The following is a 25,665-nucleotide window of genomic DNA, read 5'->3' as shown; positions in this document are numbered from 1 at the left end:
GTTCTCATCACCACCACGCCACGCACTTGGCTGACCACAAAGGTCACTAAAGGCATGAAGGCTTCCCGGCAAGGGAGTGTAAATCGCTTATGAGCAATCTCAGGTGGCATCGGCTGTTCGGCGTTGCGCTGGCCGACTTCTTTTCCGACCTTCCCTTCATCGTCGAGTTGGAAAAAGACCTCTCCCTGCGTCAGCAACTCCTCGATGTCGTGGTCGTCCGCAAAGCCCCTGGTGACATCCACGTCCCACTCCCTGACGGTCTCGACCACCTCGCCGACCACAACCTCATCACGTACAAGTCATTGCGCGAGGCGCTCGACGACGATGCCATCGAAGAGTTCGTTGGTCATGCCGTCAACTACCGCAAGCAGGTTTCTTCAACGAATACTTGGCTGCCCAAGTCGGCACTGGCGCTCTATGCCGTCTGTACCCGCTTTCCCGAAAAGCTCGATGGTCAAGTCAAGTTGGAACGGATTGATGCGACCAAACCAGGGGTTTACCATCTGGGCTTTGGGACGCTTGGCATCCGGGTGATTGTGTTGAGCGAGATTCGGGACACGCCGGAGAATGCGCTGTGGGGGATGTTCAGCGGGGTAGCGGACAAGGTCCGTCGCGCTGCCCGGTGTTTTCATCTGAAGCGGTCGGATACCAGTTCGGTACTAGATCGGTTGTGGTTGTACTATCAGTCGGAGGGATTGGCGATGCCGTACACGGTGGAAGAGTTTGTGGCGGAGACGATGCCGGAGTTCATTCGGAAACTCCGGCGGGAGTTAATCTTGCGGGAGATTCCGATTGAGGAACTGCTCAGGGATATTCCTGTGGAGGAACGCCTCAAAGGGCTACCGGACGAAGAGTTGCTCAAGGCGCTCCCGATGGAGAAACTGCTCGAGCAGATTCCTACCGAGGAGCGACTCAGGGACATTCCCACCGAGGAGCGACTCAAGGGGTTAGCCCCAGAGGAAAGGCTGAAGGGTTTATCAGCCGACGAAATCCAAGCGTATCTGGCCAAACTACTGCAGGAGCGAAAACCAGACACACCGTAAACGCCCCCAGCTAGCGCCAAATAACCAGCTAGCGACCAAATAAAAGGCGGGTTGCGGCTGGCTTGTGATGGTTTGCGAACGCTCCTGCCAGCCCCATCCTGACAACCCGTCACATCTGACTTTTCAGGCACGTCCTCAAGGGGGTGAGGCAGGTTTGGTGCTATTTGACATCGCATGGCGGTTCCGGTAGGAACGCACAGCGTGGCTGGAATGATACGTAGAATAGCCTCACCCACCAGAAACCGTGGATGCCGCGCAAGCACGCTGGTTTTTTCAGAAGCCTGCCGGCTTTGTGAGCTAACCACCGCCCATCGTTTGACCAAGGTAGGCCTTTTTTACCATTGGGAGTGATGTATGAGCCTTCAAGTCAACGTTTCGGCCGGGGCCGTATCGGTTCGTCAGAGCGCGGAGCAGTTGCGTATCCTCTCGGTTCTGAATGATTTGCATCTCAAGTACAAACCGCTCACGGACGGAAAAGTTGCCGACTACATTCCGCAGTTGGCCAAGGTGTCGCCGGACTTGTTCGGGATCTGCATTGCCACTGCGGATGGGCAGGTCTTCGAGGTCGGGGACTATGACTATCTGTTTACCATTCAGTCCATCTCAAAGCCCTTTGTCTATGGACTGGCCCTGGAAGACCACGGCCGCGAATACGTTCGGACGCGGGTTGGGGTTGAGCCGACCGGCGACGCTTTCAACTCGATCATCAAGCTTGATGAGCGTTCAAAGCGTCCGCACAATCCGCTGGTCAATGCCGGCGCGATTGCCATGACGAGCATCATCAAGGGAACCGACCCGACCGACAAGCTCAACCGCATTCTGGACCTGTTTCAGCGTTACACCGGGCACGGTATCCTGGCCGATATGTCGGTGTTTATGTCCGAGCGCACGACTGGCCACCGCAACCGCGCCATTGCCCACCTCATGCTCAACTTCGGCATGATTGACGGCAACGTGGATGAAGCGCTTGATTTGTATTTCCAGCAGTGTTCCTTGATGGTGTCCTGTCGTGACCTGGCCGTGATGGGGGCTACGCTCGCCAACCACGGCGTCAATCCGTTGACTGGCAAACGGGCCATTCCAGCGGAGTACGTCCGCGACATTCTCAGTGTGATGTTTACCTGTGGTCTGTATGACTATGCTGGGGAGTGGGCCTATCGCATTGGGCTGCCGGCCAAGAGTGGCGTCGGAGGCGGCATGCTGGCCGTGGTGCCCGGTCGGTTTGGGATTGGCGTCTTTTCACCTCCGCTCGATGAACGGGGCAACAGCGTGCGCGCTATCAAAGTTTGTGAGGGCATCACCGAAGCCTTTGGCGCGCATATTTTTGACGTCGCGTTCTGCTCATCGCCCATCGGGACGAATCCGTTGCGGGAGGCTCCGCCTGAGCGTCCGGCGCTGGCCTCTGATACACGCAATGGCCACACGCCATCCCCCCAACTCGAACCACACCGCACGGCGTGACGTGACATGCCTCCCCCGAGCCTAGACCTATGGTGTAAGGATTCCTGAAAAGGTTTATGAACCTGTGCCGCCCCCCACGGCAACTTGTTCAACAATGTCCCAAGTCTTTCACGTCGAAAGGTATCCACATGGATCCCAAATCCGTACTGAACTTCGCCAACGATGAAGGGGTGAAGTTCGTTGACCTGCGTTTCACTGACCTCCCCGGTTCGTGGCAACACATCTCTTTCCCTATCTCCCAGTTGACCGAAGACAGCTTTACTGAGGGCTTTGGCTTTGATGCTTCGAGCATTCGGGGTTGGGCCAACATCAGTGAAAGTGACATGCTACTCGTGCCGGACCCATCGCGGTTCTGGATTGACCCCTTCTTTGAAGAACCGACGCTCTGCCTCTTTGCCGACGCCATCGATCCCATAACCCATACGGGCTACGTCTATGACCCACGGTCGGTTGCCGAGCGCGCCGAGGATTATCTGCGCTCGACTGGGGTGGCGGATGTCGCTTATTTCGGCCCAGAAGCTGAGTTCTTTGTTTTTGATCACGTCAGTTTTCGCAACGAACCCCACCACGCTTTCTTCCGCTTTGAAAGCGAGGAGGGCAACTGGACGAGTGATAATCCAGACGAGAACCTGGGTTTTCGCATTCGCACCAAGGAAGGGTACGTCCCGGTTCCACCCTTTGACACCCTGCAAGACTTGCGCTCCGAAATCGCGCTCAACCTGGAAGCGGTCGGCATTTCGCCCGAATGCCATCACCACGAAGTCGCCTCCGGCGGACAGTGCGAAATAGACTTTCGCTTTGCCTCGATGGTGACGACTGCCGATAACTTGATGCTGTTCAAGTACATCGTGCGCAACACGGCACTCCAGTATGGCAAGTCGGCGACGTTTATGCCAAAGCCCCTCTATGGCGACAACGGCTCCGGCATGCATTGTCACCAGTCCCTGTGGAAGAATGGGCAGCCACTTTTTGGCGGCGATCAGTATGCCGATCTTTCTGAAATGGCGCTCTACTACATTGGCGGTCTGCTCAAGCACGCCCCGGCCATCATTGCCTTCGCGGCGCCAACCACGAACAGCTACAAGCGGCTTGTGCCGGGCTATGAAGCACCGGTCAATCTGGCCTATTCGGCGCGCAATCGGTCAGCGGCGATTCGGATTCCGATGTTTTCAAAGAATCCGAAGGCAAAGCGGCTGGAGTTTCGCCCGCCGGACCCAAGCTGTAATCCGTATCTTGCGATGTCAGCCATGCTGATGGCCGGGCTGGATGGCGTTTTGAATAAAATTCATCCTGGCGAGCCACTTGAGAAAGACATCTACGAGATGAGTGACGATGAAAAGCTGCACATTCCGCACTTGCCGGCGTCGCTGGAAGACGCGCTTGACGCGCTCGAGGCCGACCATGAGTTTCTCCTTAAGGGCGGCGTGTTTACGGAGGCGCTCATTGCACGCCACATCGAGTACAAGCGCAAGCGTGAGGTGAATGCCCTGCGCTTGCGTCCGCACCCCATCGAGTTTCAACTGTACTTTGACGTATAACCTGGGAGACAGTTTCGCGGCGCGGCGTATCGGTTTCCGATACGCCGTTTGTTTCCTTGGTGCAACCTTCACTACCGTGAGGTAGCTTTGGAGGTCCTTGATTTTGGCCTGGCTCTGGTGTCCGGCGCTACTACTTGCATGCCGGCTACCACCCAGTAGCCCCTGAGCTTGACGAAGCGGTATGCAATGCGGGTCGTGCTATCCAGCCCCTCCCCGGTTGTGCGGTGTTTGCCGGTGAGCCGTTGGTCGGTGATGACAGTTGCCGACTGGCTGCGGGTATTGACTTGGATCTGGAAGTTGCCAAGTGTCATGACCAGTCCCTCATAAGCGTTTGTCAGCGACTGCATATCACCAACAACCTGCTCGACCGTCGCTGTCCGGCGCCCATAGTAGGGACTGAGGGTGGCGTTGAAATAGGTTGCGTAATTGGCTGGATCTGATTGACTAAAGGTCAGCGCCAAGCCGTTCAGCACAGCCTGGAGTGCCTCCTGATCGGTTTGACGCTGACCTTGAGGTTGGTTTGGGTACGAAGATCTGACTTGGGTGACCGTCTTCTTGGGCGACTTCAGCGAGTGGGCTGGATCAAAGAAAACTTTCCAGGGAAGTATCCTGACTATCAGGATGACCACCAGGATAAATGGCCACAGCAACAGGTGCCGACGTAGGCGCTTGGCAGCGGATGACTTGGAGGAGGATTGGGCGTGCGGCACCTTAGATGCGTTCGGTGGCAACGGGAGCACGACAACATTTGCGTCCGTCGCCACACGCACGGGCGGCATTCGTCTGACCGGGCTGGTTTCCACTGGCGTCTGGGCTGGCTCTGGCGCTGGAGAACTCACGAGTGGTGGCGCATTTGACTCCTTGGACGGATTTGGCGCAGGGTCGATTGCAAGCCGTCCTTTGCGGATGAGTTTTCCTTCCGCGTCGGCTATTGCCGGCAGATGAACCCAAATTTCTCCCCCGCGTGGGTGGTCACAGTCAAAAATTCCTGAAAACCAATGTATGAAATCACCTGCCACGCCAAAGCGTCCCCAACTCGGGATGACTTGGTAGTGCGCCGGTGGGTTGCCCACGGGGTAGGCATAGAAGAGCCCGCGTTCGTTTTTGAGAAAGCAATGTGAATTGTAATCAAAATGGACTCGGATGAGCTTGGACGAGTACTGCTGATAGAGCTCGCGGGCACGAACCGGTGCGGCCAGAGCAATTTCTTTGGGCTCGGAAAGGGACACCACCTTTGTCGCAGGCGAGTGGCTAATGACAACCTTGACGGCGGGGCCTGCGCTGGCTGTGGCCGGTACGGTATGGTTGGACCACTGGATTCGGTCCTGGCACGCCGGGCACTGCTGCCGCTGAGTAAGTACGGTCGTTTGCAATACACGGCAGGTATGTGAGATGGCGTCCGCGCTGTCAAACGGTGTTCTGCAACCGCCGCACGTTGACACCGGCTCTTCCGTAGCCACCGGGACGTATGTCAGGCGCTGGCACGCAGGACACAACCGACGCTGGATGTCTGGCGTCTGGCAATACGGGCAAACATCAGGATGTTCAACCTGCTGGACATCCCAGAGCAATTCGCACGTGGGACAGTAGCCATAGATGCCCTCAAGCCGCAGGTGGTGACCGCCTGGACACAGTTGCTCATCTGAAGATGGGTCAAACCGCGCGTCAGACGACTCAGCTGGCGAAGTGGACGATCTGAAGGGAAAACGCGTGGCGTGCTGGGGGCACCAGATGGTTAGCATAACGACCTTCCAGACTGTTAGGTGGGGGCCTTGTTACCTCACTTTAGCGTGCGTGCTGTTTCAACCGAGCAAGAGGTTGGGCGAATGTCCGTCACCTCGTCCGTCGAGGTGGTGATGTCAGCCGCTGGCAGCCCGTCATCCACAAGGCGAACCAGCCACAAGGGAATGGGCAGCCATACCGATGGTGTGCCGTGAACTGCCTCGTCAAGCGCCGCTACCTGCCGCTCGACGGCCCGTTGTGTTTTGGTTTCCGGCAAGTCTTCCCAACGCTCATAGCACCCATGCTGAATGCAGGCTGCCGGTTTGGCTTTCCAGTGAACAAGGCAGCCAACGCCAGGCTCAAAGAGCGGACAAGCGTAGGTTGTGGCAAAGGTGTCGCCATGCTCGGTCAGTCCGTACTTCGTAATGGCGGCCCGGGCGCGGGTGATGACGGCCTGGATTGTGCCAGGTCCGTGTTTCTGGCTTCGGCCCAGCGTCTCCAGCATGGCTTCCGCTTCCAGCCGGACAATGTTGACATTGACAAACTGCGCGTCGGCGCAGCAGGGCGTCGGGCAAACGGCGCAGTCGGCGGCAAGGTGGCCGTAGGTGCGGCCGATGTAGCGCGCAAAGCGTTGCTTGATCTGCCGCAGCCGAGTCAGGGCCGCGGCGTGCGCAAGGTTGCCCGATGTGCCCGAGCTTATCCGCCGAGACGTTCGCCAGTGTCCAATCCGTAAACGGTCGCGCCGGTTTTTCATAGCTTTCAACCTTGGTCGGCCAGGGCCGCCACATGGCTACAAATCGTCTGCGGGAGTGTTGCTAAATTATAACCGCCTTCGAGCACCGAGACTAGCCGTCCGGCACAATAGGTTGTGGCCACGGCCTTGACCAAGTGCGTCAGACGGACGAAGTCGGCATCGGTAAGCTGCAACTGCCCAAGTGGGTCGGTCACATGGGCGTCAAACCCGGCTGAAATCAAGACGAAATCCGGGTGAAACCGATCGGTTACGGCCGTCAGACCGGCTTCAAAGGCGCGGAGGTACTCCGTCGCCGATGTCCCGGCGGCAAGTGGAATGTTGAGCGTGTAGCCTTCACCATCACCGGCTCCGCATTCCCACCGACTACCCGTGCCCGGATAGTGGGGAAACTGATGGGCCGAAAAGAAAAAAACCGAGGGGTCGGTATAAAACATGGCTTGTGTGCCGTTGCCGTGGTGAACGTCCCAGTCCACAATCAGGATGCGCGCGAACCCCAGGTGTTGGGCATGGCGGGCGGCAATCGCCACTTGATTGAACAGGCAAAAGCCCATCGCGCGGTTTTCCAGAGCGTGATGTCCGGGTGGACGCGCAACGACAAAGGCGTGCCGCGCCTCGCCACGGCCTACGACTTCGACGGCCGTGAGGACGGCCCCGGCTGCGTGAAGCGCCGCTTCGTAGGAACCGGCTGAAACCACCGTGTCAGGATCAAGCGCCAGTCGCCGTTGCTGACGGCGAGCCGTGTCGCTCGCCGCGTTGATTTGGGCGATGTAGTCAACGGCATGCACGCGCGCCAGCTCTTCGGTTCGGGCTGCCCGCGCCGTTCCCCAGTGACAGGCTTCGCGCAGGCGCGGGTCTTGCCGCAGGGCTTGCGTTGCGGCCGTTGCGCGCGCCGCCGTTTCAGGGTGATGGCCGGTGTCGTGCAGGGCATTGGTCGAAGGCGCGAAGAGCCAAGTAGCTGACATGTCTAACGAAAAGCTGTTATCCCCCCGTTGAGCCTGTTCCAAGCTGCTTACTCGGTAGGGAAATGGCTGGTATGAAAATACGAATTGGCTGTTTCCTTATAGTCAAGTCGCTCTAATATGACGTGCCAAGCGCTAAAAATCAAACCATCCTTTTTGTCCTCGGCCGGTCTTTCGTATGCGTATCACCATTGACCACAGCGCCAAAACACCAGTGTACCTGCAAATTAAGCAGGCTATCCTGGCTGCCATCCGTGACGGCAAGCTGGTTCCAGGCGCGCGGCTGCTGGCGACACGCGAGTTGGCGCAGCAGCTTGGCGTCAACCGCAGCACGGTGGCGATGGCCTACGACGAGTTGCTGGCGGATGGGGTGGTTGAGTCATTTGTCGGACGCGGCACATTCGTGGCCCGGCAAACCCTGGCCGAAGTGACGGCCCTGGAGGGGCGCGCCTCCCGTCAGCCGCCAAATCGCAAGATGGTGTGGGAAGGCGTGTTTTCCGAGCGCGCGCAAAGCCCGGTGGTTGAGTCACTCCTGGATCTCTACCAAGTCAGCACGCTGCGCGATGTCATTTCGTTTTCTGGTTCTTTCCCGGACGCCGGCTCGTTTCCGACGCGCGATTTTCGCAACTCATTGCATTTTGCCGAGCGAACGCTTGGCGATGAAGTCTATCGCTATGGTCCGGTCGCCGGCTACGAGCGGCTGCGCGAGTACCTTGCCCAGCGCATGCGTGAGGGCGGGTCAGATGTGACGGCTGAAAACATCATTGTAACCAGTGGCTCGCAGCAGGCCCTGGACCTCATCGCTCGGGCGCTCATTTCGCCGGGCGATACGGTGGCCATTGAAAACCCGACGTACCCTGGCGCGATGACCGCCTTTGCCTTGGCCGGGGCGCGCCTGCTGCCCATTCCGGTGGACGAGGATGGGCTGTGCGTCGAGGTGCTGGAAAACGTGCTCCGGGTCCAGCGTCCCAAGCTGGTCTATGTCGTGCCCAGTTTTCAGAATCCAACTGGTGCTTGCCTGAGCTGGGAGCGCCGGCGGCGCTTGCTGGCGCTGGCGCGGGAACACAACCTCCCGATTGTCGAAGATGATTACGGCTCGCACCTGCGCTTTGATGGTGACGCGCTGCCGCACCTCAAGGCGTTGGATGATACCGAACACGTCATCTACGTGAGCAACTTCTCGAAAAGCCTCCTGCCGGGCCTGCGGATTGGGTGGTGCGCCGCGGCGCGTCCAGTGATTACGCGCCTGATGGCCTTCAAGCAAAACAGCGACATCACGACCTCCCCGCTGCTTCAGTCGGCGCTCTGGGATTTCTGCCGACGCAAACGGTATGACGCGCACTTGCAAAAGATTCGTCCGATTTATCACGCGCGGCGGGATGTGATGCTGAAGCGGCTAGAGGCGGATTTCCCCAGCGGAACCGTCTGGACACGCCCGGCCGGTGGGTTGTTCCTCTGGGTGACACTGCCCACGGCTCTGGACGCCACGGAACTGCTTTATCAGGTTCGCCAACAAGGGGTCGTCTTTAGTCGCGGTCGCTTGTTTTACAGTGACAATCCGAAGCGAAACACGCTTCGCCTCAGTTACGGCCACGTCACGCTGGAGCAAATCGAGCGCGGCATGCGCGTCATTGGAACAACCGCCAAAGCGATGCTCGGCCGTGGCGCAAGTCGCGCGGCCGAGCGTTTTCACACCCAGACCGTCCCGCTTGTGTAGCCTAGATTCAGTGCGTCATGAAATTTCCGAACCGACCAACGCCGCCAGTCCTGTAGATTGGTTCAAGCCAGTTCATCATCAAGGGAGAGACAGATCATGCGCCATCGTGAAATTGCCTTTTTCGAGGGAAGCTTCGTGCCCCTGGCCGAAGCCAACATCAACGTCATGACGCATGCCTTCAACTACGGGACGGCCGTTTTTGAAGGTATTCGCGGCTACTGGAGCGAGGATGACCAGGAAATTTACCTTTTTCGTCCACGCGAGCACTTTGTTCGGCTCATACAAAATGCCTCGCTGCTCAAAATGAAGCTGCCTTATGACGCAGATATGCTGTGTGAGCTGGCCACCGAAATGGTGCGTCGTAATGGCTACCGTGAGGATGTCTACATTCGCCCCTTGGTTTACAAAACGGCGCGTCAGATTGGCACAAAACTCTCACCTGGTGATGATGTTACGATGTTTGTCGTGCCCATGCGTGATTACGTAGATACGAGCCGCCCGCTGGCGGTTAGCGTGTCGTCATGGCGGCGGGTTGAGGATAATGCGATTCCGGCGCGCGGAAAGATTTGCGGCGCTTATGTCAACTCGGCGCTGGCGGCGACCGAGGCCCGCGATAACGGCTATGATGAAGCAATTGTGCTCAACTCGGCTGGCAAGGTAGCTGAAGGCGCGGCAATGAATGTGTTCATTGTGCGGGACGGGAAGCTCGTGACGACGCCAGTTTACGCCGACATCCTGGAGGGGATTACCCGGCACACGGTCGTTGAGCTGGCGCGCTGGGAGTTGGGCATCGAAACGGAGTTTCGCCCGATTGACCGCTCCGAGCTGTACATTGCCGACGAAGTGTTTTTCTGCGGCACAGGTGCGCAGATTGCCGCGATTGGCTCGGTGGACCGCCGCCCCGTTGGGAGCGGACAGGTTGGCCCCGTGACACGCCGCTTGCAGGCGCTTTATGGCGATGTTGTTCGCGGGCGCGTACGTCACTACGGGAAGTGGCTCCTGCCTTGCCAGATGGCAGCGGTGGATGTGGACGCCATGCCCTGCCTAGCCGGTTTTAGTGAGTGATGTGTTGGCGCTTCGCGCCTTTGGTAGCTGACATCGCACTGGTTTTTTTCGCTTGACGCGCCGCCTGGACGAAACAGACAATCGCGCCTTTTGCGCGGTGTACCCGGGCACTGCCAGCCCCGCACGATCCTGTTTCGGTGAGGCGCGTTCAGTGACGACAAAACAGCCAAACCCTCAGACTGCAAACAACGTCAACCCGGCAGAGGCGTTGCGAACACTGTGTGAGAAAAGCCATCCGGCCGTTGCCGCGGAAGCCCTCTCCGCGCTCGATGTGGCCGCGGCTTGGGACATCCTCCGGGATGTGACACCGAGCATTCGCACCGAAATTTTCAGTCACTTGACGCCGAGCCTACAGGTTGAGATGGTCGGTACGCTGCCGCGCGCGGATATGGCGCGGCTGCTTTCGGACATGCCACCCGATGACCGGGCCGATCTGTTCCGTCGCTTGCCAGAGGAATCCCGCGATGCGGTACTCCCGGCTCTGGCCGAGGCCGAGCGTGAGGATATTCGCCGCTTGACCGATTATGAAGATGGCACGTCCGGCGCGGTGATGACCTCGGAATATGCCACCTTGCCGCCAGATTTGACGGTGACTGACGCCATTGAGCGCCTGCGCGAAATTGCCCCCGACAAAGAGACAATCTACTACTCCTACGTGGTGGATGATGAGCGCAAACTGCTGGGGTTCGTGTCACTCAAAGACCTCATACTGGCACGCCGTGATGCCACCATCCGCGACATCATGCACGAGGATGTCATTTTTGCCCGCGCCAGTGATGACCAGGAAGACGCGGCGCGTCTCATTCAAAAGTACGACCTGATCGCTCTGCCCATCGTCAACGAGGACGGGGCGTTGGTTGGGATCATTACGCACGATGACGCCATTGACATCATCACCCAGGAGCATACGGAAGACATGCGGCGTTTCATGGCGATTGCCGGGAGCGCCGGAACGGAGGGCTACCTGCGGACGCCCTTCTGGAAGCATGTCCAGCAACGGGTTGGGTGGTTGGTCGGACTGGCCGCGTTGGGTCTGGTGTCGGGGCTGATTATCCATGAGTTTGAGGCGACGTTGACGCAGGTCATCATTTTGGCGCTTTACATGCCAATGGTTGCCGATACGGGCGGCAATACTGGCAGCCAGTCGGCGACGGTGGTTGTTCGGGCGCTTGCCCTGCGTGAGATTGCGCCACGCGACGCCTGGCGGGTGCTGCTCAAAGAATTTCAAGTCAGCGTCTTTTTGGCGGCGGTACTGGGATGTTTGGCGTGGGCCAAGGTCGTGTGGCTTTCTCAGGACACGGCGTTGCCACCGGGAATCACGCTGTCAAACGTGGCGCTGGTCATTGCCGCGGCGCTTACGGGGCAGGTTGTGACGGCGACGCTGATTGGCGCGCTGTTGCCGCTGGCGGCGGCGCGCCTGAAGCTTGACCCGGCCGTTGTGGCGAGTCCGGCCTTGACGACCATCGTGGATATTACGGGACTATTGATTTACTTCTTCACCGCACGCTGGCTGCTGGGGCTGTGATGGCGCAGGAGTCGCCGGCACCGGAACCGTCGTGGAAGGGTGGCATTGGCAGTCCTGCCTGTGGCGGGCCGCTTTCGCGGGTCAAAGCGGCGGCACGTTGTGCCTGGGCCGCGCGCCGGAACTGCCCCACGACGGGTCAGCGATGACGTTTCAGCCGCCTAGGGCAAGCGCTCGTCGGGTTTTAGGTGGGAACCTGCCGTGAGTCGGCCTTGCCGTTGTTCCACCGTACGCCCACGACAGTAATGTCATCACGCTGTAGCTCGCCTCCCATGTGGGCGAATAAGGCCATCTCCAACCGTGTCTGCTGCTGGTCCAGCGGCAACGGTGCGACCTGAAGCAGCAAGTTCTTCAACCGTTGTGTCCCAAACTTTTTCCCCTGCTCATCCGGCTGGTCGGCAAAGCCGTCGGTTGTCAGGTACAGCGTCGCGCCTGGCGTTACCACCACTTCATGGTTGGTAAAAACTCGTGGCTGTCGCTCCCGACCACCCCCACCAAGCGTATATCGATCCCCTTTGATCTCGGTCAAGATCCCATCCGCCACCAAGTAAAGCGGTCGCCGCGCCCCGGCAAAGGTGACGGTTTGCGCCCGCTGGTCAAATCGGCACACTGCGGCGTCCATCCCATCCGGCAGTTGTGTTTCATCCTGTTGCTTGAGTGCACGCCGAATCCCATGATGCAACTTGAGCAGAATCCGCGCTGGCTCGAGCCGGCTTTGCTCAAGCGCGATTTGCCCCAGCAAATCGTTTCCAATCATGGACATGAACGCACCCGGTACGCCGTGTCCGGTGCAGTCCGCCACCACGAGAATGACGATGCCGTCCCGTCGGCAAACCCAGTAAAAGTCCCCTGACACAATGTCCTTGGGCTTCCACAGGATGAAATGCTCGCCGAGGGCGTGACTGACTTCAGGCTCGGTTGGTAGGGTTGCCTGCTGAATCATTCGTGCATAGGTGAGACTCTCCACCATATTGCGCCGCTGCTCCTCGGCTTCACGGGTGCGAGCGGCGATTTCGATGTTGCGGCCAATCAACTCTTCGTTTTTACGCCGCACCTCCTGTGTCCGCTCGCTCACCTTCGCTTCCAACAGCCGATTCCGCGCAACCAACTGACGCAGCCTGAGCCGCACGCCGCCATACAGTACCAGCCCCCCAACGAGCGCAAACCCTACATAGGCCGGCCAGGTTCGCCACCACGGCGGCTGAATAACGATCCGGAGCAACAGTTTACCGGTGCTCCATACACCATCGTGATTGGCCGCCATGACCCAAAACCGATACTGACCCGGCGGCAGGTTGGTGTAGTTCGCTTCGCGGCGCGCGCCAACGTCCCGCCACGTTGCATCAAAACCTTCAAGCCAGTAGCGATAACGAGTGTCACCAGGAGCATTGAAATCCAGCCCGGCATAGCCAATGTCGAGTGATGTTTCTTCGTGTGACAATGAAAAAAACATCCCTTCCCTGGCGAGACGCGCCGTTCCGTTGACCTTCAGATTGGTGATGGCAACCAGTGGTGGGGGGATGTTGTCGGTGAGGTCGGCTGGGTGAAAGATGTTGAGTCCGTTTGTGCCGCCAAAAAAGATTTCACCACGCCCGTTCTGAAACGCTGCAAAGCGGTTGAACTCCCGTCCCTGGAGTCCATCCGTCGTGGTGTACGTGCGGAAGTGCCGGCGCTGTGGCTCGAAGCGCGCGATGCCGGCGTCGCTACTGAGCCAGAGGACACCGGTGGCGTCCGGGAACAAGGCATAGCAATTGTTATGGGGCAGTCCGTCTTTTTCGAGGATGTGGGTAAAGGTTTCACGCTGTGGGTCAAAGCGGCAAAGTCCGGCGCCTTTGGTTGTCATCCACAGCGTTCCGTCGGCGTCTTCGGTAAGGTGGGTGACGTAGGGGATGCCATATTCGGGCCGGCGCTCGATGACGTATGCGCGGTGCGTTTTGCGCCGTGGATCATACCGCACGACGCCAAAGTTGACGCCAATCCACAACGCCCCATCCTGCCGGTCTTCATAGATGCACTGTACGTCATGGCCCAGTTGCCCGGCGCTTGGCACGCGAAAGATTGGGAAGGATTGGGTATGATCCGTGATCGTCTTTCGGTCAGGTGCAATCTCGAAAAGCCGTTCCGCCATGCCAATCCAGAGATGGCGACGCGCGTCTTCATAAACCACTTGGGTTGGGAGGCTCGGTAGCTCGGGCCATGGACCTTCCCGCATCCGCTTTCGTATCGGATCAAACTGGTAGAGTCCTTGGTCTGTGCCGATCCAAAGCGTCCCACGGTGATCCTCGCCGATGGCCAAAACGCCTCTCGGTGGCGTCCGGTCACGGTGGGTAAGATAGGTGTTGAAGCGTTCAGCTTGCCCCGTTTGGCGATCCAGGCGGCACAGACCGCCAAACTGTGAGCCAACCCAGAGTCTTCCTTGCCGATCTTCCAGAATGCCCCGGATGTAACTATTCGCCAGTGATGTGTTGTCAAAAGGCCGGTGGCGATAACATTCAAAACGGTTGCGACTCGGGGAAAACTTCAGCAGTCCATGGACGCGGTCGCCAATCCATAGGACACCAGACCGATCCCAGAATGCGGCCATGATGCTTTCCAGACTAAAGCCAAGCGAAGTCCACGCCTTGCGATACAAAGGTGCGCAATGGCCGGTCTCCAGGTGGAGGCGCGTTAGGCCGAGGTCGCGTTGGGAAAACCAAACCGACCCTGATGGATGAAGTCCTAGCACTGAACCACGGGATAACGGATCAACGGAGCGCGGTGGCGTATCGCTCTGGATGTGCCGGCCCTGGAGGTCATAACCGGCTACGACGCGCAAGGTCTGTGGGTCGAGTAAAAACACCCCCCAGTTGATTAAAGCAACACAAAGCCGCCCATCGCTGAGTTGCCCCAGCGGAGTACCGTTGAAGCTGAAGTGTCGTACGTTGTTTTTTTCGATGGGTAGCGGCGCGGAAAGAACTACCGAGAAGTGTTTGGTTTGGCGATCAAATACCAGGATGCCCTGCTCGCTTCCAACAAACAGTCGCCCAGAGGCATCTTCAAACACCGTGTGCGTGTAATTGCTTCGCAATGCCTGAATGCCTTGGCTCCGCAAGTCATCGCCAGGGAAGTAGAGCGCGCTAATTCGAGTCTCAGGATCGAGGCAAACGAGTCCGTAACCGCTGCCCAGCCACAATAGCCCATTCCGATCCTGATAGATGCTTGAGATGTAGTAATCCCGCTCTCGCTCTTTTAGAGCGGACAGGTCGTAACGGATGAAGGCGTCTCGTTGAGCATCATAGCGACAAAAGGTAGAACCGACGGCTGCAATCCACAGGACGCCATCCGGGCTTTCGTAGATCGTTTGGACAAAGTTTCCTGGCAGCGAATGTGGATCGTCCGGCTGGTGGCGATAAACAACGAACGTGTGTCCGTCATAGCGATTAAGCCCGTCGTCGGTGCCAACCCAGAGGAAGCCACGACGGTCCTGGAGCAAGCAGTTGACAGCGTTGTTAGAGAGTCCCTGGTCTTGGGTAATGTGCTCAAAAACCGCCGCGGCAAAGTCCGGGTCACGCGCCAACGCACCGAGCTGCATGGCGCTCCACAGGGTCAGAAAAATGAGGACGCGCGCGACCAACCACATAAACCGGAGAAACGCGGAGCCCGGAGGAAGCCTCAAGGAGCTACCAAGCTGATAGGTGAGCCAAATCTCGATGTGAGGATTTGACCTCGAGGCAAGAACCTGAAACTGATGATGTAGTTTAATGTAAGCTTACTGACACAAGCATAGTGCAGGTCGAATGCGTCGCCAACCTCCTCACGGCCAGAGCCAGCCGCCAGCCAGACCAAGCAAAGCACCGCCAAAGAGAATAAACACCGGGTTGACGTGGTAGCGCCCGGCCAGCCAGGCGCTCAGGATGCCCAGCCACGGCGCAAGCAACCAAGTGTGGAGGGCTTGACCGTAGGCTCCCTTCCCAATCGTGACGGCCGCTGCCGCAAGGAGGGCGATGCCGGTTGGCATCACCCCCTGGAGCGCGCCTTGCGCCCAGGGATTTTGGCGGAAGCGTTCGACCGCGCCCGACACGCCAATCACAAGTAAGAGTGGCAGCCCAAAAATTCCCAGCGTTGCCGCCCCCGCGCCAAGCAGGCCCGCGACACGATACCCGATAAACGTCGCGGCAATGACGAAGGGGCCTGGCGTCAAGAGACCCAGCGCGGCGGCGTCGGCAACTTCCTTGGGCGTCAGCCAGCCGTGAACGTCAACGACTTCGTGTCCCAGCAGGGGAATGATGACAAAGCCCCCGCCGAAGGTGAGTCCGCCGACCTTGAGCGTGACCAGCGCAAGCTGCGCCGCGCGTTGCAAACTGGATTCGGTTACGTAGTGCCCCACCACCCAGATACCAGCCACGACGCCCCCACTGGCCAGCGCCAGGAGGGCGTAGGTTGCTCCGGTCCACGTGGCAGATGGCGCTTCAGCCAAGTCAGTCGGAGCGGTTGGGTGGCGCTGGCACGATTGCCTAAGCATCAGCAGCCCACCAAGCAGAGAAAGTAGAATCAAGTACAAGGTAAGGGATGGGAAGAGTACGGCCGACCCAAAGACAACGACCGCTTGGAGCCGTTGCCCATGGGTGGTGACGGCCTGGCGTCCGAGCTGGATGGCCGTTACGGCGACAAGTCCGGCAGCGGCGGCATTGAGTCCGGTGAACACAGCCGTCGCTGAGGGAATTTCCCGGATGCGCTCATAAAGGGCCGCCAACATAAGCATGAGCGTAAATGAGGGGAGGGCATAGAGCGCCATCCCCAAACTGGCGCCTGCGGGGCCGTGGAGCCGATACCCAACGAAAGCGACGGTGTTGGTTGCAATCGCGCCCGGCAGACTTTGCGCAAGCGTAACTGCCTCAAGAAAGTCCGCGTCGCGCAGCCAGCCACGCCGGCGCACAAAGGCGTCCTTGAGCAGCGCAATCATGGCGCCGCCGCCAAAGGCCGTGCTGCCGAGTGCCAAGCAGGACAGCCCAAACTGGCGCAGCGTCGGAGGTGCCGGTTCAGTGCTGCCCCAGGCTGGCTTGTGCTTGCCAGCAGTGTTGCTCAGCTTGGCAGCCGTGTCACTCAAACGAAGGAATAGGTCTTGTTGCCGCTGTCATCCGCTTCTGGTTTAGGTGCCGGTTGGTCAGCGGCCGGTGGCGGGGTGGTTATCGCCGAAGCGGATCCTGCGCCTGATGCGTTGTCTTCGGTAGTGGCGCCCGCTGCCATGCGTTCGGCAGCCAGGGCCTTATCGAACTCCAGGCGATTGGTGGCGGCAGCCCGCGCAACTTCCAACGTGATTTTGCCAGCTTTGCACAGGTCAATGAGGTGTTGGTCAAACGTCATCATGCCGTATTCCCGGCTGCGCGCGATGATGAACCCAAGGTCATTGAGCTTGTCGGGATTGCGTAAGCATTCCTGCACGGCGCTGGACATGCGCAAAATTTCCACGGCCGGAATCCGTACTTGCTGGTTGGACATTGGCAGGAGTCGCAGCGAAATGATCGCGGCCAGATTGTCGGCTAGGCGGGCGCGCGCCGTGGCTTGTTCCTCCGGCGGGTAAAAGCCCAGGACGCGGGAAATGGTTTTTTGGGCATCGGTGGTATGGATCGCACTAAACACTAGGTGGCCGGTTTCCGCCGCGCGCAGCGCGGTGTCGAATGTGACGCCATCCCGGATTTCACCCACGAGAATCACATCTGGGTCCTGCCGCAGTGCCGCATGCAGCGCTTCTGGAAATGAGCGCGTATCTTGACCGATCTCCCGCTGAGTGATCACGCTGCGGTCGTTTTTATAGAGAAACTCAATTGGGTCTTCGATGGTGATGATGTGAAGCTTCCGGGTGCGGTTGATATGCTCAATCATCGCCGACATCGTTGTGGATTTGCCGTTGCCGGTCGCGCCGGTCACCAGCACAAGTCCACGCCCCAGGTCGGCAATGTGGGCAAGCGTCGGTGGCAGGTTGAGTTGCTCAAAGGTCCGCGCCTCGATGGAGATTGCCCGCAGCACAATTGCAAAGCTGTTGCGTTGCTTAAAGATGTTGGCCCGGAAGCGACCGGCATTGTCAACACCATACGAAACGTCCTTCTCAACAAAGTCCTCATAGGCGTGCAGGCGATCATTTTTGAGCAGGATTTGAGCGATAAGCTCAGTGTCCTGCGGTGTTAGGACATCGTACTTCACATCCATGAGCGTTCCATTGTAGCGGAAAAGAGGAACGCTTCCGGCTTGGAAGTGAATGTCAGAGACGCCGCTTTTGACGGCCATGGTGAGAATGCGATCAAGGATTTTCTTTTCCATAAGCGTTTATATGTTGGTGTGTTGCAGATGGCTTATCCACACGAGCGCCTTGCCACAGTTTGAGAACCCCACTGGAGAAACTGGCAACTGAACGGTTGAAAGTACGGTGCGCTTGACTTTGGCACAAGCCAGAGCTTTGCTCAAGGCAGTCGCATCCCGGCGACAAAGCTTTCGAGGGTCTGTGGGGATTCCACGTTGAACGTGATGGCTTCGGGCAAGATTTGCCGCACCAATCCGGTCAGAACCGTTTTCGGCCCGACTTCGACAAAGGCTGTGACACCTAGCGCCGCCAGTGCTTGGACCGAGTCAACCCAGCGGACGGGTGCGCAAACTTGCGCAATCAGGTTGGCGCGGGCTTGTTCGGCGTCAGTCGTTGGCTGGGCGGTGACGTTGGCGACGAGCGCCCGTTGAAGTGGCCGAAAGTTCACGGTTGCCAGGTCTTGTGCCAATCGCGTTTCGGCCGGCTTCATCAGTGGGCAGTGGAACGGCGCGCTGACCGGGAGTTCAATTGCGCGCGCCTTGCGCCCACGCGCAGCCTCCATGGCGCGTTGGACGGCGGGGCGGTGGCCGGCAATGACCGTTTGTTGCGGGGCATTGAAGTTGGCCGGGCGACAGATTTCGCCGTCCCGCTCGGCTTCCGCGCACAGCGCCGTGACGGTCGGGGCGTCCGCCTTGAGAATGGCCGCCATCGCCCCAACGCCCGGCGGCACGGCTTCCTGCATGTACTGTCCGCGCCGCCGCACGATTCGCACGGCGTCGGCAAAATCCAACGCGCCAGCCGCCACCAGGGCGCCATACTCGCCCAGTGAATGACCCGCGACAATGCCCGGCGCGAACCCCTGTCGGTGCAGTACGCGCCACGTTGCCACCGCATGCGTCAGGACGGCCGGTTGGGTATTGGTGGTTAGGTTGAGATCGGCTTCCGGTCCGTCAAAGCAGAGTCGGCTCAGGGTGAAGCCAAGCGCCTCGTCCGCTTCTTGAAACGTTGCGCGGGCTTCTGGAAAGGTGTCGGCCAGGTCGCGCCCCATGCCGACGTATTGCGAAGCTTGTCCAGGAAAAAGAAATGCCAGCATAAACCATCCAAGCGTATGGAATCGGCGACTGCCTCACACCACAGCGCCAGGCAATCACTCCGACCAAGTCATTGCTACGAGTAGATTCAAACCTCGTGATTGATTACGTTCCTGGAACCGATAGACTAGCGTCAAGTCCGTGCCACCACCGGCGCACTTTTTCAACGACTGGAACAACCTTGCATGACAGGATTGGCAATTCTCGGCTCGACCGGCTCGATTGGGTGCAACACACTGGATGTCGTCGAGCGTTTGGCTCCGCGCTTCACCGTGGTGGCGCTCGCCGCTGGGCGCAACGTCGAGCGGCTGGCCGAACAGGTTCGGCGGCACCGGCCGCAGCTCGTCGCCGTTGCCGATGAAGACGCGCGGCGCGCATTCCGGCACCACATCGGGTCAGACTGGCAAGGGGAGCTTGCCGTTGGGATGGAGGGGATGCTGGCGGTGGCCGCCCATCCGGCCGCCGCAACAGTGATGTCGGCGGTGGTTGGAGGGCGTGGGCTACAGCCGACGCTGCGCGCTATTGAGCTTGGCCGCCGCGTCTGCATCGCCAACAAAGAACCACTTGTCATGGCGGGCGAACTCATGATGCGCCGGGCGCGCGAGTGCGGCGCAGAGGTGTTGCCGGTGGACAGTGAGCACAACGCGCTTCATCAATGCCTGCGGGGCAATGCGCTCGCCGAAGTGCAGCGCCTGGTGCTGACGGCTAGCGGTGGACCGTTTCGGACGCTGCCGGCTGAAGCCTTTTCACAGATTACGGTGGCGCAGGCGCTTCGGCATCCCACCTGGACGATGGGCCGCAAAATCACGATTGATTCGGCTACGCTGATGAACAAGGGGCTTGAAGTGATCGAAGCGCGGTGGCTCTATGACATCGCGCCGGAGCGCATCGAGGTCGTGATTCATCCCCAGTCGGTCGTGCATTCCCTGGTCGCCTTTGTGGATGGCTCAACGATGGCGCAGTTGGGCGTGGCTGACATGCGGCATCCAATCCAATATGCGCTGACGTACCCGGAGCGGAAACCTTCGCCGGTTGAGCGTCTCGACCTGACCGCCGTGGCCAAGCTGGAGTTCTATCCGCCTGACTTGGAAAAGTTTCCCTGCTTGCGGTTGGCTTACGAAGCGTTACGCGCCGGCGGTACGCTCCCGGCCGTCCTCAACGCCGCCAACGAAGAGGCCGTGGCGGCATTTCTTGAGGAACGCATACGGTTTGTGGACATTCCCTACGTGCTTGAGACGACCATGGCGCGGCATGCCCAACAACCGACGACGGCGTTGGAAACCATCTTGGCGGCTGACGAGTGGGCGCGATCCGAGGCGCGGCGCATCATCGTCGCGCTGGGACAGTAGGCGGTGTGTGGTTAGGTCTTAACTGTGGTGAGGTCTTACCTGTCGCCACTTGAAGGGAGGCGAAATTTGAAGCTGTGGAACTTCGTCATCGGACTGGCCGTCATCACGTTGCTTGGCATACTCTACCTGCTTTTCTATCCGGTCAGCATTGACGCTGCTGCCTGGACGCCGCCACCAACCCCAAAACTTGAAGGCGTATATGCCGTCAACAGCGTGCTGTCCGGCGTCGAGCGCCGTGGGGCGGAAGCCATCGTGGGATCGGAAGACGTGGCGATTGGCCCGGATGGGCGCATCTATGCCGGCGCAAAGGATGGCGTCATTTACCGCATGCCGATTGCGGGTGGCGCTCCCGAACGATTCGCCGTCACCAACGGGCGACCGCTCGGACTCAAGTTTGACCGGCGCGGCTATCTGATCGTTGCGGATTGTCAGCGCGGACTGCTGGAGGTCGCGCCGGATGGGACGGTGAATGTCCTCAGCGTTGAAGCGGGCGGCAAGCCGTTCAAGTTCACCGACGATCTCGACATTGCAGCCGACGGGACGATTTATTTCACCGATGCCTCGTGGAAGTTTAGCCAGCCTGAATACCGGCTTGACTTTCTTGAACACCGTCCGAATGGGCGCTTGCTGGCTTACGACCCGGCAACCAAGACCACGCGCGTCATTCTGGATAACCTGTATTTTGCCAATGGCGTTGCGGTCAGCCCTGATCAGCAGTTTTTGGTCGTGACGGAAACGGCAAAGTATCGGGTGCTTCGCTACTGGTTGGCTGGTGAACGGCGCGGCCAGGTTGAGCCATTGATTGAAAACCTGCCGGGCTTTCCCGATGGCATTTCGGCCGGACGGGATGGGGTCTTTTGGGTGGCGCTTTTCGCGCGGCGCAACGTTGTTCTTGACCGGCTGCTACCGCAACCGTTCTGGCGCAAGATGGTTCTTCGGCTGCCACGCCTCTTTCAGCCCAAACCGGATCACTATGGTTTTGTCATCGCGGTGAATGAGCGCAGCGAAGTCGTCAAGAATTTACAAGACCCGGCGCCAACGGCCTTTGCGCCGGTGACCAACGTTGTCGAGCACGATGGGCGACTTTACTTGGGAACGCTGGAAGATCGGGGGATTGGCGTCCTGCCGCTCAATCCGTAAGCCAGAGCTTGAAAAGGTAGCACAGGCATTCCTGCCTGTGCGTCAACTTGGGCAAGCCAGAGTGTTGCAAAGTAGCACAGGCATTCCTGCCTGTACGTCAACTTGGGCAAGCCAGAGTGTTACAAGCGTGGCATCGGCATTCCTGGCCTGTGAACGACCGGTTTCAGGCCATCAAAGAAACTTTTCAGAGGCACGTTCAGCGTCGCCGCCGGCGCCGATAAAACGGTGGTCGCCGCCGCCTGGCCTGAGCGGCGGCCTCTTGCTGCTTGGCTTGGACGTACAGGGCTTCAACGTCCGCTTGCAGCCGTCCGGTGGCGTCATCCTCAAAAAGTGGCTGGAGGCGTCCATCGGGGTGGATAAACGCCGTTCGGAGCGGCACTGGACGCTGTGGGTGGGCAACCAGTCGGCACTCGACGCCGCGCGTCCACGTCACCCATTCTGCCAACTCCCTGGCGTTGCCAACCGTAGCTGAGAGCAGGAGCAAGCGCGTCGAAGCTGGTGTGTAAATAATGGATTCTTCCCACACCACGCCACGGTGCCGGTCGCCGAGGTAGTGGACTTCGTCGAAGACCACCAAATCCGGCGCGCCAACCACCCCCTCCGAGGTCATGGCGTCGTATAAACCATTGCGGTAAATCTCGGTGGTGGCAATCTTGAGCGGCGCGTCAGGGTTCACGCGCCGGTCGCCGGTGATCAGCCCAACCGCGTCGGGTCCGAACGTTCGCCCAAACTCACGAAATTTGTCGTTGGAGAGGGCTTTGAGGGGTGAGGTGTACCAGGCGGTGCCGCCCCGTTCGAGTGTTCGGCGGATGGCTTGTTCGGCAATCCAGGTCTTGCCCGACCCGGTCGGCGCGGCCACCATCGCATCCAGCCCCTGTTCGGTGACAATCGCAACGGCCGCCAACTGAAACGGATCGGGCACGAACGGCTGAGGTTCGGGCGTTCCGATACCGTCGAGGAGTTTTTTGAGGGCCGCACGGCGGTGGCGTTCCACCTGGAAGTCGTGATAGTCGAGGGTTGGGCGGGGCCGCCGGCGTTCGATCTCACGCAGTTCATCCAGAACCGTTGCCAGCCCAAGCGTCAGCAAGCTGACGACCTGTTGCGCCGGGATGCGCTCGCCAGGCTCACGAGACGCGGTCAAGAGGCGGAGGATGCGCGCGCGCGCATCGGATGGAAGGTCCGGGGCAGTCTCAGCCAGCCAGTCGTGAATTTGTTCAGGTGAGAGGCGGGCCGCCTCGTACAGGCGATGGGCCGTTGCGGCATGTTCCTGCGCCTTTTCAACAACTTGGCGCAAGAGGTCGGCTCGCTTGCCGGCCGGGCGAGCCTCCGCGCCCAAGACGCCTCGCAAATGCAGTGTATCGAGTGTTTCCGCTAGTCGGCGCAGTTCGCGTTCAGTCAGTTTGAGCATTGTGCCAAGCCGAATCAGTCAGGCATGATTGCGACGCCGGATGGTGTGCGGCACTATGGCGCAAGCAACCCGGCGCGCGCAATGCGCACCTAAGCTGTGTTGCTTGGTGCCCATCCACCTGACGCCACTGAACCTGGAGAGACAAGACCATGATGGCAGTCCGTTTACCTTTGGCCGGAGGGCTGGTGCTGGGGCTGATGAGTTTGCTTGCGGCTAACCTCGTCAGCGCGGATGTAAAGTACCGGGTCTATTGCGCAAATGGAAAAATCGAAGTGGACACGCGCACGCCGGAGCAGATGCAGCGAGCCCGCGGCGAAGCCTGCCTGCTGGGCGAGTTCGACACCCGCGCCCAAGCCGAAGCGGCCGCCGAACGCCGTGGCGGGAGCGGCGCGCCCTGCACTTGTCGCTAGTCGAGTTTTCTGGGCGACAGTCATGACTGGGTGGGAAAGCTATCACTGGTTGGAGAGCCACTGCCGCGCCTTGTCGGCTTCGGGAGTCTGGGGATATTGCCGCGCCAGGCGGCGATAGGCCGCGCCGTCGTAGCGATACCGCTTCTTTGCCGAATCGTAACGAAACTTCACGCCGAGTCGGTTATAGCGATCCAAGCCCGGATCATTATCAAAGTAGGACGCTTCATCGGCATTGCCGGCGACAACTCGTTGTTGAACGCGCCGGACGGCGCGCCGCTGCATGGCTTCGGCTTCCGCATCGGCGGTTTCTCCGAGCAGGAGCAGCGCCGTTGGCAACTGCGGTGATGACCGAAACAGCGTTTCAAACAACCGGCAGAGGCGCAACCGTTCATAACCAGCAGTTTCCACCCGCGCCAGCGCCAAGAGGCGCGTGTCGTCACCGCGCGCGTTTGCCCGCACGACCGCCCGTTGGTCAAGCCAGCCACGGGTGCGCCGGGTGACGGCGACAAACACATAGGTTCGCCCGTCAACGATCCGACGCTGACCGAGCACATAGACGCGCCGCCCAACCCGCAGCCGCTGCTTGAGGTCACCGGTGGCGCTTGGTGTGATGCGCAAAGCCGCCAACCCAGCATCAGCGACGAACGCCGCCCGCGCACCGGTTCGGGCCGTCCAGCTTGGCTTTTCTTCAGGCGGCTCGTCCGGGACGTCCTCTTGGGCGGCGGCGATCCCGCCACCCAGGAGCAGCAGCCCAATGAGGAGGATTTGAGACACCCACGGCCTGCTGCGCCGGATAAAACCATGTGGCCGGAAGCGTATGTCGTTCATGCTGTCGGACAGGATGGTTCGGCAAGTAGGTCGAGAATGATTTGCCGCAACACGTCGGGCTTGCCTGGCACCTGACGTGGGGCATTGGCGAACGTGGACATAAGGTGGCCTTCGGCATAGGCAAGGTGAGTCTCGCGTTCGGCATCGGTAAAAAGTTGTCCGGTGTGGTATTGCACGGTGAAGTCTGGGTCTTTGAGCGCGCTGCCGGTGAGAATGGCCACGACGTCTTCTTCGGGATGCACCAGTCCTTCGCTAACGAGTCGTCGCAATCCGGCGACCGTTGCCGCGCTGGCCGGTTCGCAGCCGATGCCGTCACGTCCGATGATTGCCTTGGCGTCGGCTATCTCTTGTTCTGAAACTGTCGTGCAGATACCGTCTGTCCAGTCAAGTGCCCGCACTGCTTTGAGCCAGGACACCGGATTGCCGATTTGGATGGCAGTTGCCAAGGTTTTGGGGCGGTTGACCGGCAACAGGTTACCCACCCGGTGGGCGGCATACCACCGGACAAGAGGGGCTGCGCCCTCGGCTTGTACGACTGTCAGCTTGGGCAAGCGTGGGATAAGTCCCAGGTCATGCAGCTCTTTAAACCCTTTCCCGAGTGCGGAGACATTGCCTAGGTTGCCGCCAGGGACAACTACGCGATCGGGGACTTGCCACCGGCGTTGTTGTAGGAGTTCGAATGCGATGGTCTTCTGGCCTTCCAGCCGGAAGGGATTGACCGAATTGAGCAGATAAAGTGGCGTTGTGCGGGCTAGGTCGCGCACCAGGCGCATCGCGTCGTCGAAGTTGCCTTCAATTTGGAGCGTTACCGCGCCGTAATCAAGGCTTTGCGCCAGCTTTCCGTAAGCAATGCGGCCGCCTGGAATAAAGACAATGCCATGCATGCCGGCCCGGGCGGCATAGGCGGCAAGCGATGCCGACGTGTTGCCAGTGCTGGCGCAGGCAACAGCCCGCGCGCCAAGCCGACGCGCCTGGGCGATACCGGTCGTCATGCCGTTGTCCTTGAACGAGCCGGTTGGGTTCAGGCCCTGATGCTTGACCGTCAGCCGTTTGAGTCCGGCGTAGTGGGCGCTGCGTGGGGCATCCCAAAGTGGTGTGTTGCCTTCGCCCAAAGTGACGACCTGGCTTGGCGAGGTGGCAAATGGAAAGAGTTCGCGGAAGCGCCAGACACCGCTTTGATCATAGGGATGATAAGAAGCGCGGCGGGCATCAAAAGTGGCCAAAATGTCGTGTAGGGCTGCCGGCGACCACTCATAGCACACATCGAGCAGCCCGCCACATCGTTCACAGGCATAGAGTTGCTCGCCAGCATCGTAGGTTGCGCGACAAGTTGGTTCGATACACTTGAGGTAGGCGCTGGCGCGCGGAAAGCGTTCCATGG

General features: G+C 59.6%; 19 protein-coding genes. 9 read left to right on the top strand and 10 right to left on the bottom strand.

Annotation, left to right across the window (positions count from 1 at the left end; translation table 11 throughout):
- The first annotated feature begins 89 nt into the window (after nt 1-89).
- The 3 genes from J8C06_RS09775 to glnA all read left to right on the top strand — a co-directional run bounded on the left by J8C06_RS09775 (nt 90) and on the right by glnA (nt 4,042).
- Nucleotides 90-1,043: a hypothetical protein gene (locus J8C06_RS09775; RefSeq protein WP_211428513.1), complete on the top strand. Its 954-nt coding sequence runs from the start codon at nt 90-92 to the stop codon at nt 1,041-1,043.
- Nucleotides 1,044-1,397: 354 nt separating this feature from the next.
- Nucleotides 1,398-2,504: a glutaminase A gene (glsA, locus tag J8C06_RS09770; RefSeq protein WP_211428512.1), complete on the top strand. Its 1,107-nt coding sequence runs from the start codon at nt 1,398-1,400 to the stop codon at nt 2,502-2,504.
- A 128-nt stretch (nt 2,505-2,632) separates the two neighbouring features.
- Nucleotides 2,633-4,042, top strand: a complete 1,410-nt coding sequence (gene glnA / locus J8C06_RS09765; RefSeq protein ID WP_211428511.1) for a type I glutamate--ammonia ligase — start codon at nt 2,633-2,635, stop codon at nt 4,040-4,042.
- A gap of 71 nt (nt 4,043-4,113) precedes the next feature.
- Here the strand turns inward: glnA and J8C06_RS09760 are convergent, their stop codons facing one another.
- From J8C06_RS09760 to J8C06_RS09750, 3 genes are all read right to left on the bottom strand, one after another.
- Nucleotides 4,114-5,271, bottom strand: coding sequence for a hypothetical protein (locus J8C06_RS09760; RefSeq protein ID WP_211428510.1), 1,158 nt, complete (start codon nt 5,269-5,271; stop codon nt 4,114-4,116).
- A 551-nt stretch (nt 5,272-5,822) separates the two neighbouring features.
- Nucleotides 5,823-6,518, bottom strand: a complete 696-nt coding sequence (locus J8C06_RS09755) for a hypothetical protein (RefSeq protein ID WP_211428509.1) — start codon at nt 6,516-6,518, stop codon at nt 5,823-5,825.
- A gap of 5 nt (nt 6,519-6,523) precedes the next feature.
- Nucleotides 6,524-7,480: a histone deacetylase family protein gene (locus J8C06_RS09750; RefSeq protein ID WP_211428508.1), complete on the bottom strand. Its 957-nt coding sequence runs from the start codon at nt 7,478-7,480 to the stop codon at nt 6,524-6,526.
- Between the two features lie 175 nt (nt 7,481-7,655).
- Between J8C06_RS09750 and pdxR the strand changes: the two genes are divergently transcribed.
- The 3 genes from pdxR (at nt 7,656) to mgtE (ending at nt 11,784) form a co-directional block, all read left to right on the top strand.
- Nucleotides 7,656-9,194 (top strand): MocR-like pyridoxine biosynthesis transcription factor PdxR, encoded by a 1,539-nt coding sequence (gene pdxR / locus J8C06_RS09745; protein ID WP_211428507.1) that lies wholly within the window; start codon nt 7,656-7,658, stop codon nt 9,192-9,194.
- 96 nt (nt 9,195-9,290) lie between these two features.
- The gene (locus tag J8C06_RS09740) at nt 9,291-10,259 is read left to right on the top strand and encodes a branched-chain amino acid transaminase (RefSeq protein ID WP_211428506.1); all 969 of its coding nucleotides are present in this window, start codon (nt 9,291-9,293) and stop codon (nt 10,257-10,259) included.
- Between the two features lie 151 nt (nt 10,260-10,410).
- Nucleotides 10,411-11,784, top strand: coding sequence for a magnesium transporter (gene mgtE / locus J8C06_RS09735; RefSeq protein ID WP_211428505.1), 1,374 nt, complete (start codon nt 10,411-10,413; stop codon nt 11,782-11,784).
- A gap of 181 nt (nt 11,785-11,965) precedes the next feature.
- Here mgtE and J8C06_RS09730 read toward each other — a convergent pair whose 3' ends face one another.
- The 4 genes from J8C06_RS09730 to fabD form a co-directional block, all read right to left on the bottom strand.
- Nucleotides 11,966-15,400 (bottom strand): two-component regulator propeller domain-containing protein, encoded by a 3,435-nt coding sequence (locus tag J8C06_RS09730; RefSeq protein WP_211428504.1) that lies wholly within the window; start codon nt 15,398-15,400, stop codon nt 11,966-11,968.
- A 174-nt stretch (nt 15,401-15,574) separates the two neighbouring features.
- Complete coding sequence (gene chrA, locus J8C06_RS09725) at nt 15,575-16,867, bottom strand: chromate efflux transporter (protein WP_211428503.1); 1,293 nt, start codon at nt 16,865-16,867, stop codon at nt 15,575-15,577.
- The gene (locus J8C06_RS09720; protein ID WP_246602028.1) at nt 16,864-18,078 is read right to left on the bottom strand and encodes a type IV pilus twitching motility protein PilT; all 1,215 of its coding nucleotides are present in this window, start codon (nt 18,076-18,078) and stop codon (nt 16,864-16,866) included. Before J8C06_RS09720 ends, chrA begins: the two co-directional genes overlap by 4 nt.
- A 140-nt stretch (nt 18,079-18,218) precedes the next feature.
- Nucleotides 18,219-19,151, bottom strand: coding sequence for an ACP S-malonyltransferase (gene fabD / locus J8C06_RS09715; RefSeq protein WP_211428502.1), 933 nt, complete (start codon nt 19,149-19,151; stop codon nt 18,219-18,221).
- Between the two features lie 183 nt (nt 19,152-19,334).
- Between fabD and J8C06_RS09710 the strand changes: the two genes are divergently transcribed.
- Both J8C06_RS09710 and J8C06_RS09705 read left to right on the top strand, forming a co-directional pair.
- Entirely contained in the window at nt 19,335-20,498 is a 1,164-nt protein-coding gene (locus J8C06_RS09710) for a 1-deoxy-D-xylulose-5-phosphate reductoisomerase (protein WP_211428501.1), read from the top strand.
- Nucleotides 20,499-20,564: 66 nt separating this feature from the next.
- Entirely contained in the window at nt 20,565-21,638 is a 1,074-nt protein-coding gene (locus J8C06_RS09705; RefSeq protein ID WP_246602027.1) for an SMP-30/gluconolactonase/LRE family protein, read from the top strand.
- A 196-nt stretch (nt 21,639-21,834) separates the two neighbouring features.
- On the opposite strand, the gene J8C06_RS09700 is transcribed toward J8C06_RS09705, so the two are convergent.
- Entirely contained in the window at nt 21,835-23,046 is a 1,212-nt protein-coding gene (locus J8C06_RS09700) for a DEAD/DEAH box helicase (protein WP_211428500.1), read from the bottom strand.
- Between the two features lie 149 nt (nt 23,047-23,195).
- Between J8C06_RS09700 and J8C06_RS09695 the strand changes: the two genes are divergently transcribed.
- A complete protein-coding gene (locus tag J8C06_RS09695; protein WP_211428499.1) occupies nt 23,196-23,456 on the top strand; it encodes a hypothetical protein in 261 nt (86 codons plus the stop codon).
- Between the two features lie 42 nt (nt 23,457-23,498).
- Here J8C06_RS09695 and J8C06_RS09690 read toward each other — a convergent pair whose 3' ends face one another.
- Entirely contained in the window at nt 23,499-24,230 is a 732-nt protein-coding gene (locus J8C06_RS09690; protein WP_211428498.1) for a hypothetical protein, read from the bottom strand.
- Nucleotides 24,231-24,280: 50 nt separating this feature from the next.
- Nucleotides 24,281-25,663 carry a threonine synthase gene (gene thrC / locus J8C06_RS09685; protein ID WP_211428497.1) on the bottom strand — a complete coding sequence of 461 codons (1,383 nt, stop codon included), beginning with the start codon at nt 25,661-25,663 and terminating at the stop codon, nt 24,281-24,283.
- Nucleotides 25,664-25,665: the final 2 nt, after the last annotated feature.

Source organism: Chloracidobacterium validum, assembly GCF_018304825.1.
GTDB lineage: Bacteria > Acidobacteriota > Blastocatellia > Chloracidobacteriales > Chloracidobacteriaceae > Chloracidobacterium > Chloracidobacterium validum.
Note: the sequence above shows the minus strand (reverse complement) of the source record. Positions and strands in the feature narration are given on the sequence as shown.

Coding starts and splice junctions, on each gene's coding strand:
- J8C06_RS09775 (WP_211428513.1), top strand. CDS start 90: ATGAGCAATCTCAGGTGGCATCGGCTGTTCGGCGTTGCGCTGGCCGAC.
- glsA (WP_211428512.1), top strand. CDS start 1,398: ATGAGCCTTCAAGTCAACGTTTCGGCCGGGGCCGTATCGGTTCGTCAG.
- glnA (WP_211428511.1), top strand. CDS start 2,633: ATGGATCCCAAATCCGTACTGAACTTCGCCAACGATGAAGGGGTGAAG.
- J8C06_RS09755 (WP_211428509.1), bottom strand. CDS start 6,518: ATGAAAAACCGGCGCGACCGTTTACGGATTGGACACTGGCGAACGTCT.
- J8C06_RS09750 (WP_211428508.1), bottom strand. CDS start 7,480: ATGTCAGCTACTTGGCTCTTCGCGCCTTCGACCAATGCCCTGCACGAC.
- pdxR (WP_211428507.1), top strand. CDS start 7,656: ATGCGTATCACCATTGACCACAGCGCCAAAACACCAGTGTACCTGCAA.
- J8C06_RS09740 (WP_211428506.1), top strand. CDS start 9,291: ATGCGCCATCGTGAAATTGCCTTTTTCGAGGGAAGCTTCGTGCCCCTG.
- J8C06_RS09730 (WP_211428504.1), bottom strand. CDS start 15,400: ATGTGGTTGGTCGCGCGCGTCCTCATTTTTCTGACCCTGTGGAGCGCC.
- J8C06_RS09720 (WP_246602028.1), bottom strand. CDS start 18,078: ATGGAAAAGAAAATCCTTGATCGCATTCTCACCATGGCCGTCAAAAGC.
- fabD (WP_211428502.1), bottom strand. CDS start 19,151: ATGCTGGCATTTCTTTTTCCTGGACAAGCTTCGCAATACGTCGGCATG.
- J8C06_RS09710 (WP_211428501.1), top strand. CDS start 19,335: ATGACAGGATTGGCAATTCTCGGCTCGACCGGCTCGATTGGGTGCAAC.
- J8C06_RS09700 (WP_211428500.1), bottom strand. CDS start 23,046: ATGCTCAAACTGACTGAACGCGAACTGCGCCGACTAGCGGAAACACTC.
- J8C06_RS09695 (WP_211428499.1), top strand. CDS start 23,196: ATGATGGCAGTCCGTTTACCTTTGGCCGGAGGGCTGGTGCTGGGGCTG.
- thrC (WP_211428497.1), bottom strand. CDS start 25,663: ATGGAACGCTTTCCGCGCGCCAGCGCCTACCTCAAGTGTATCGAACCA.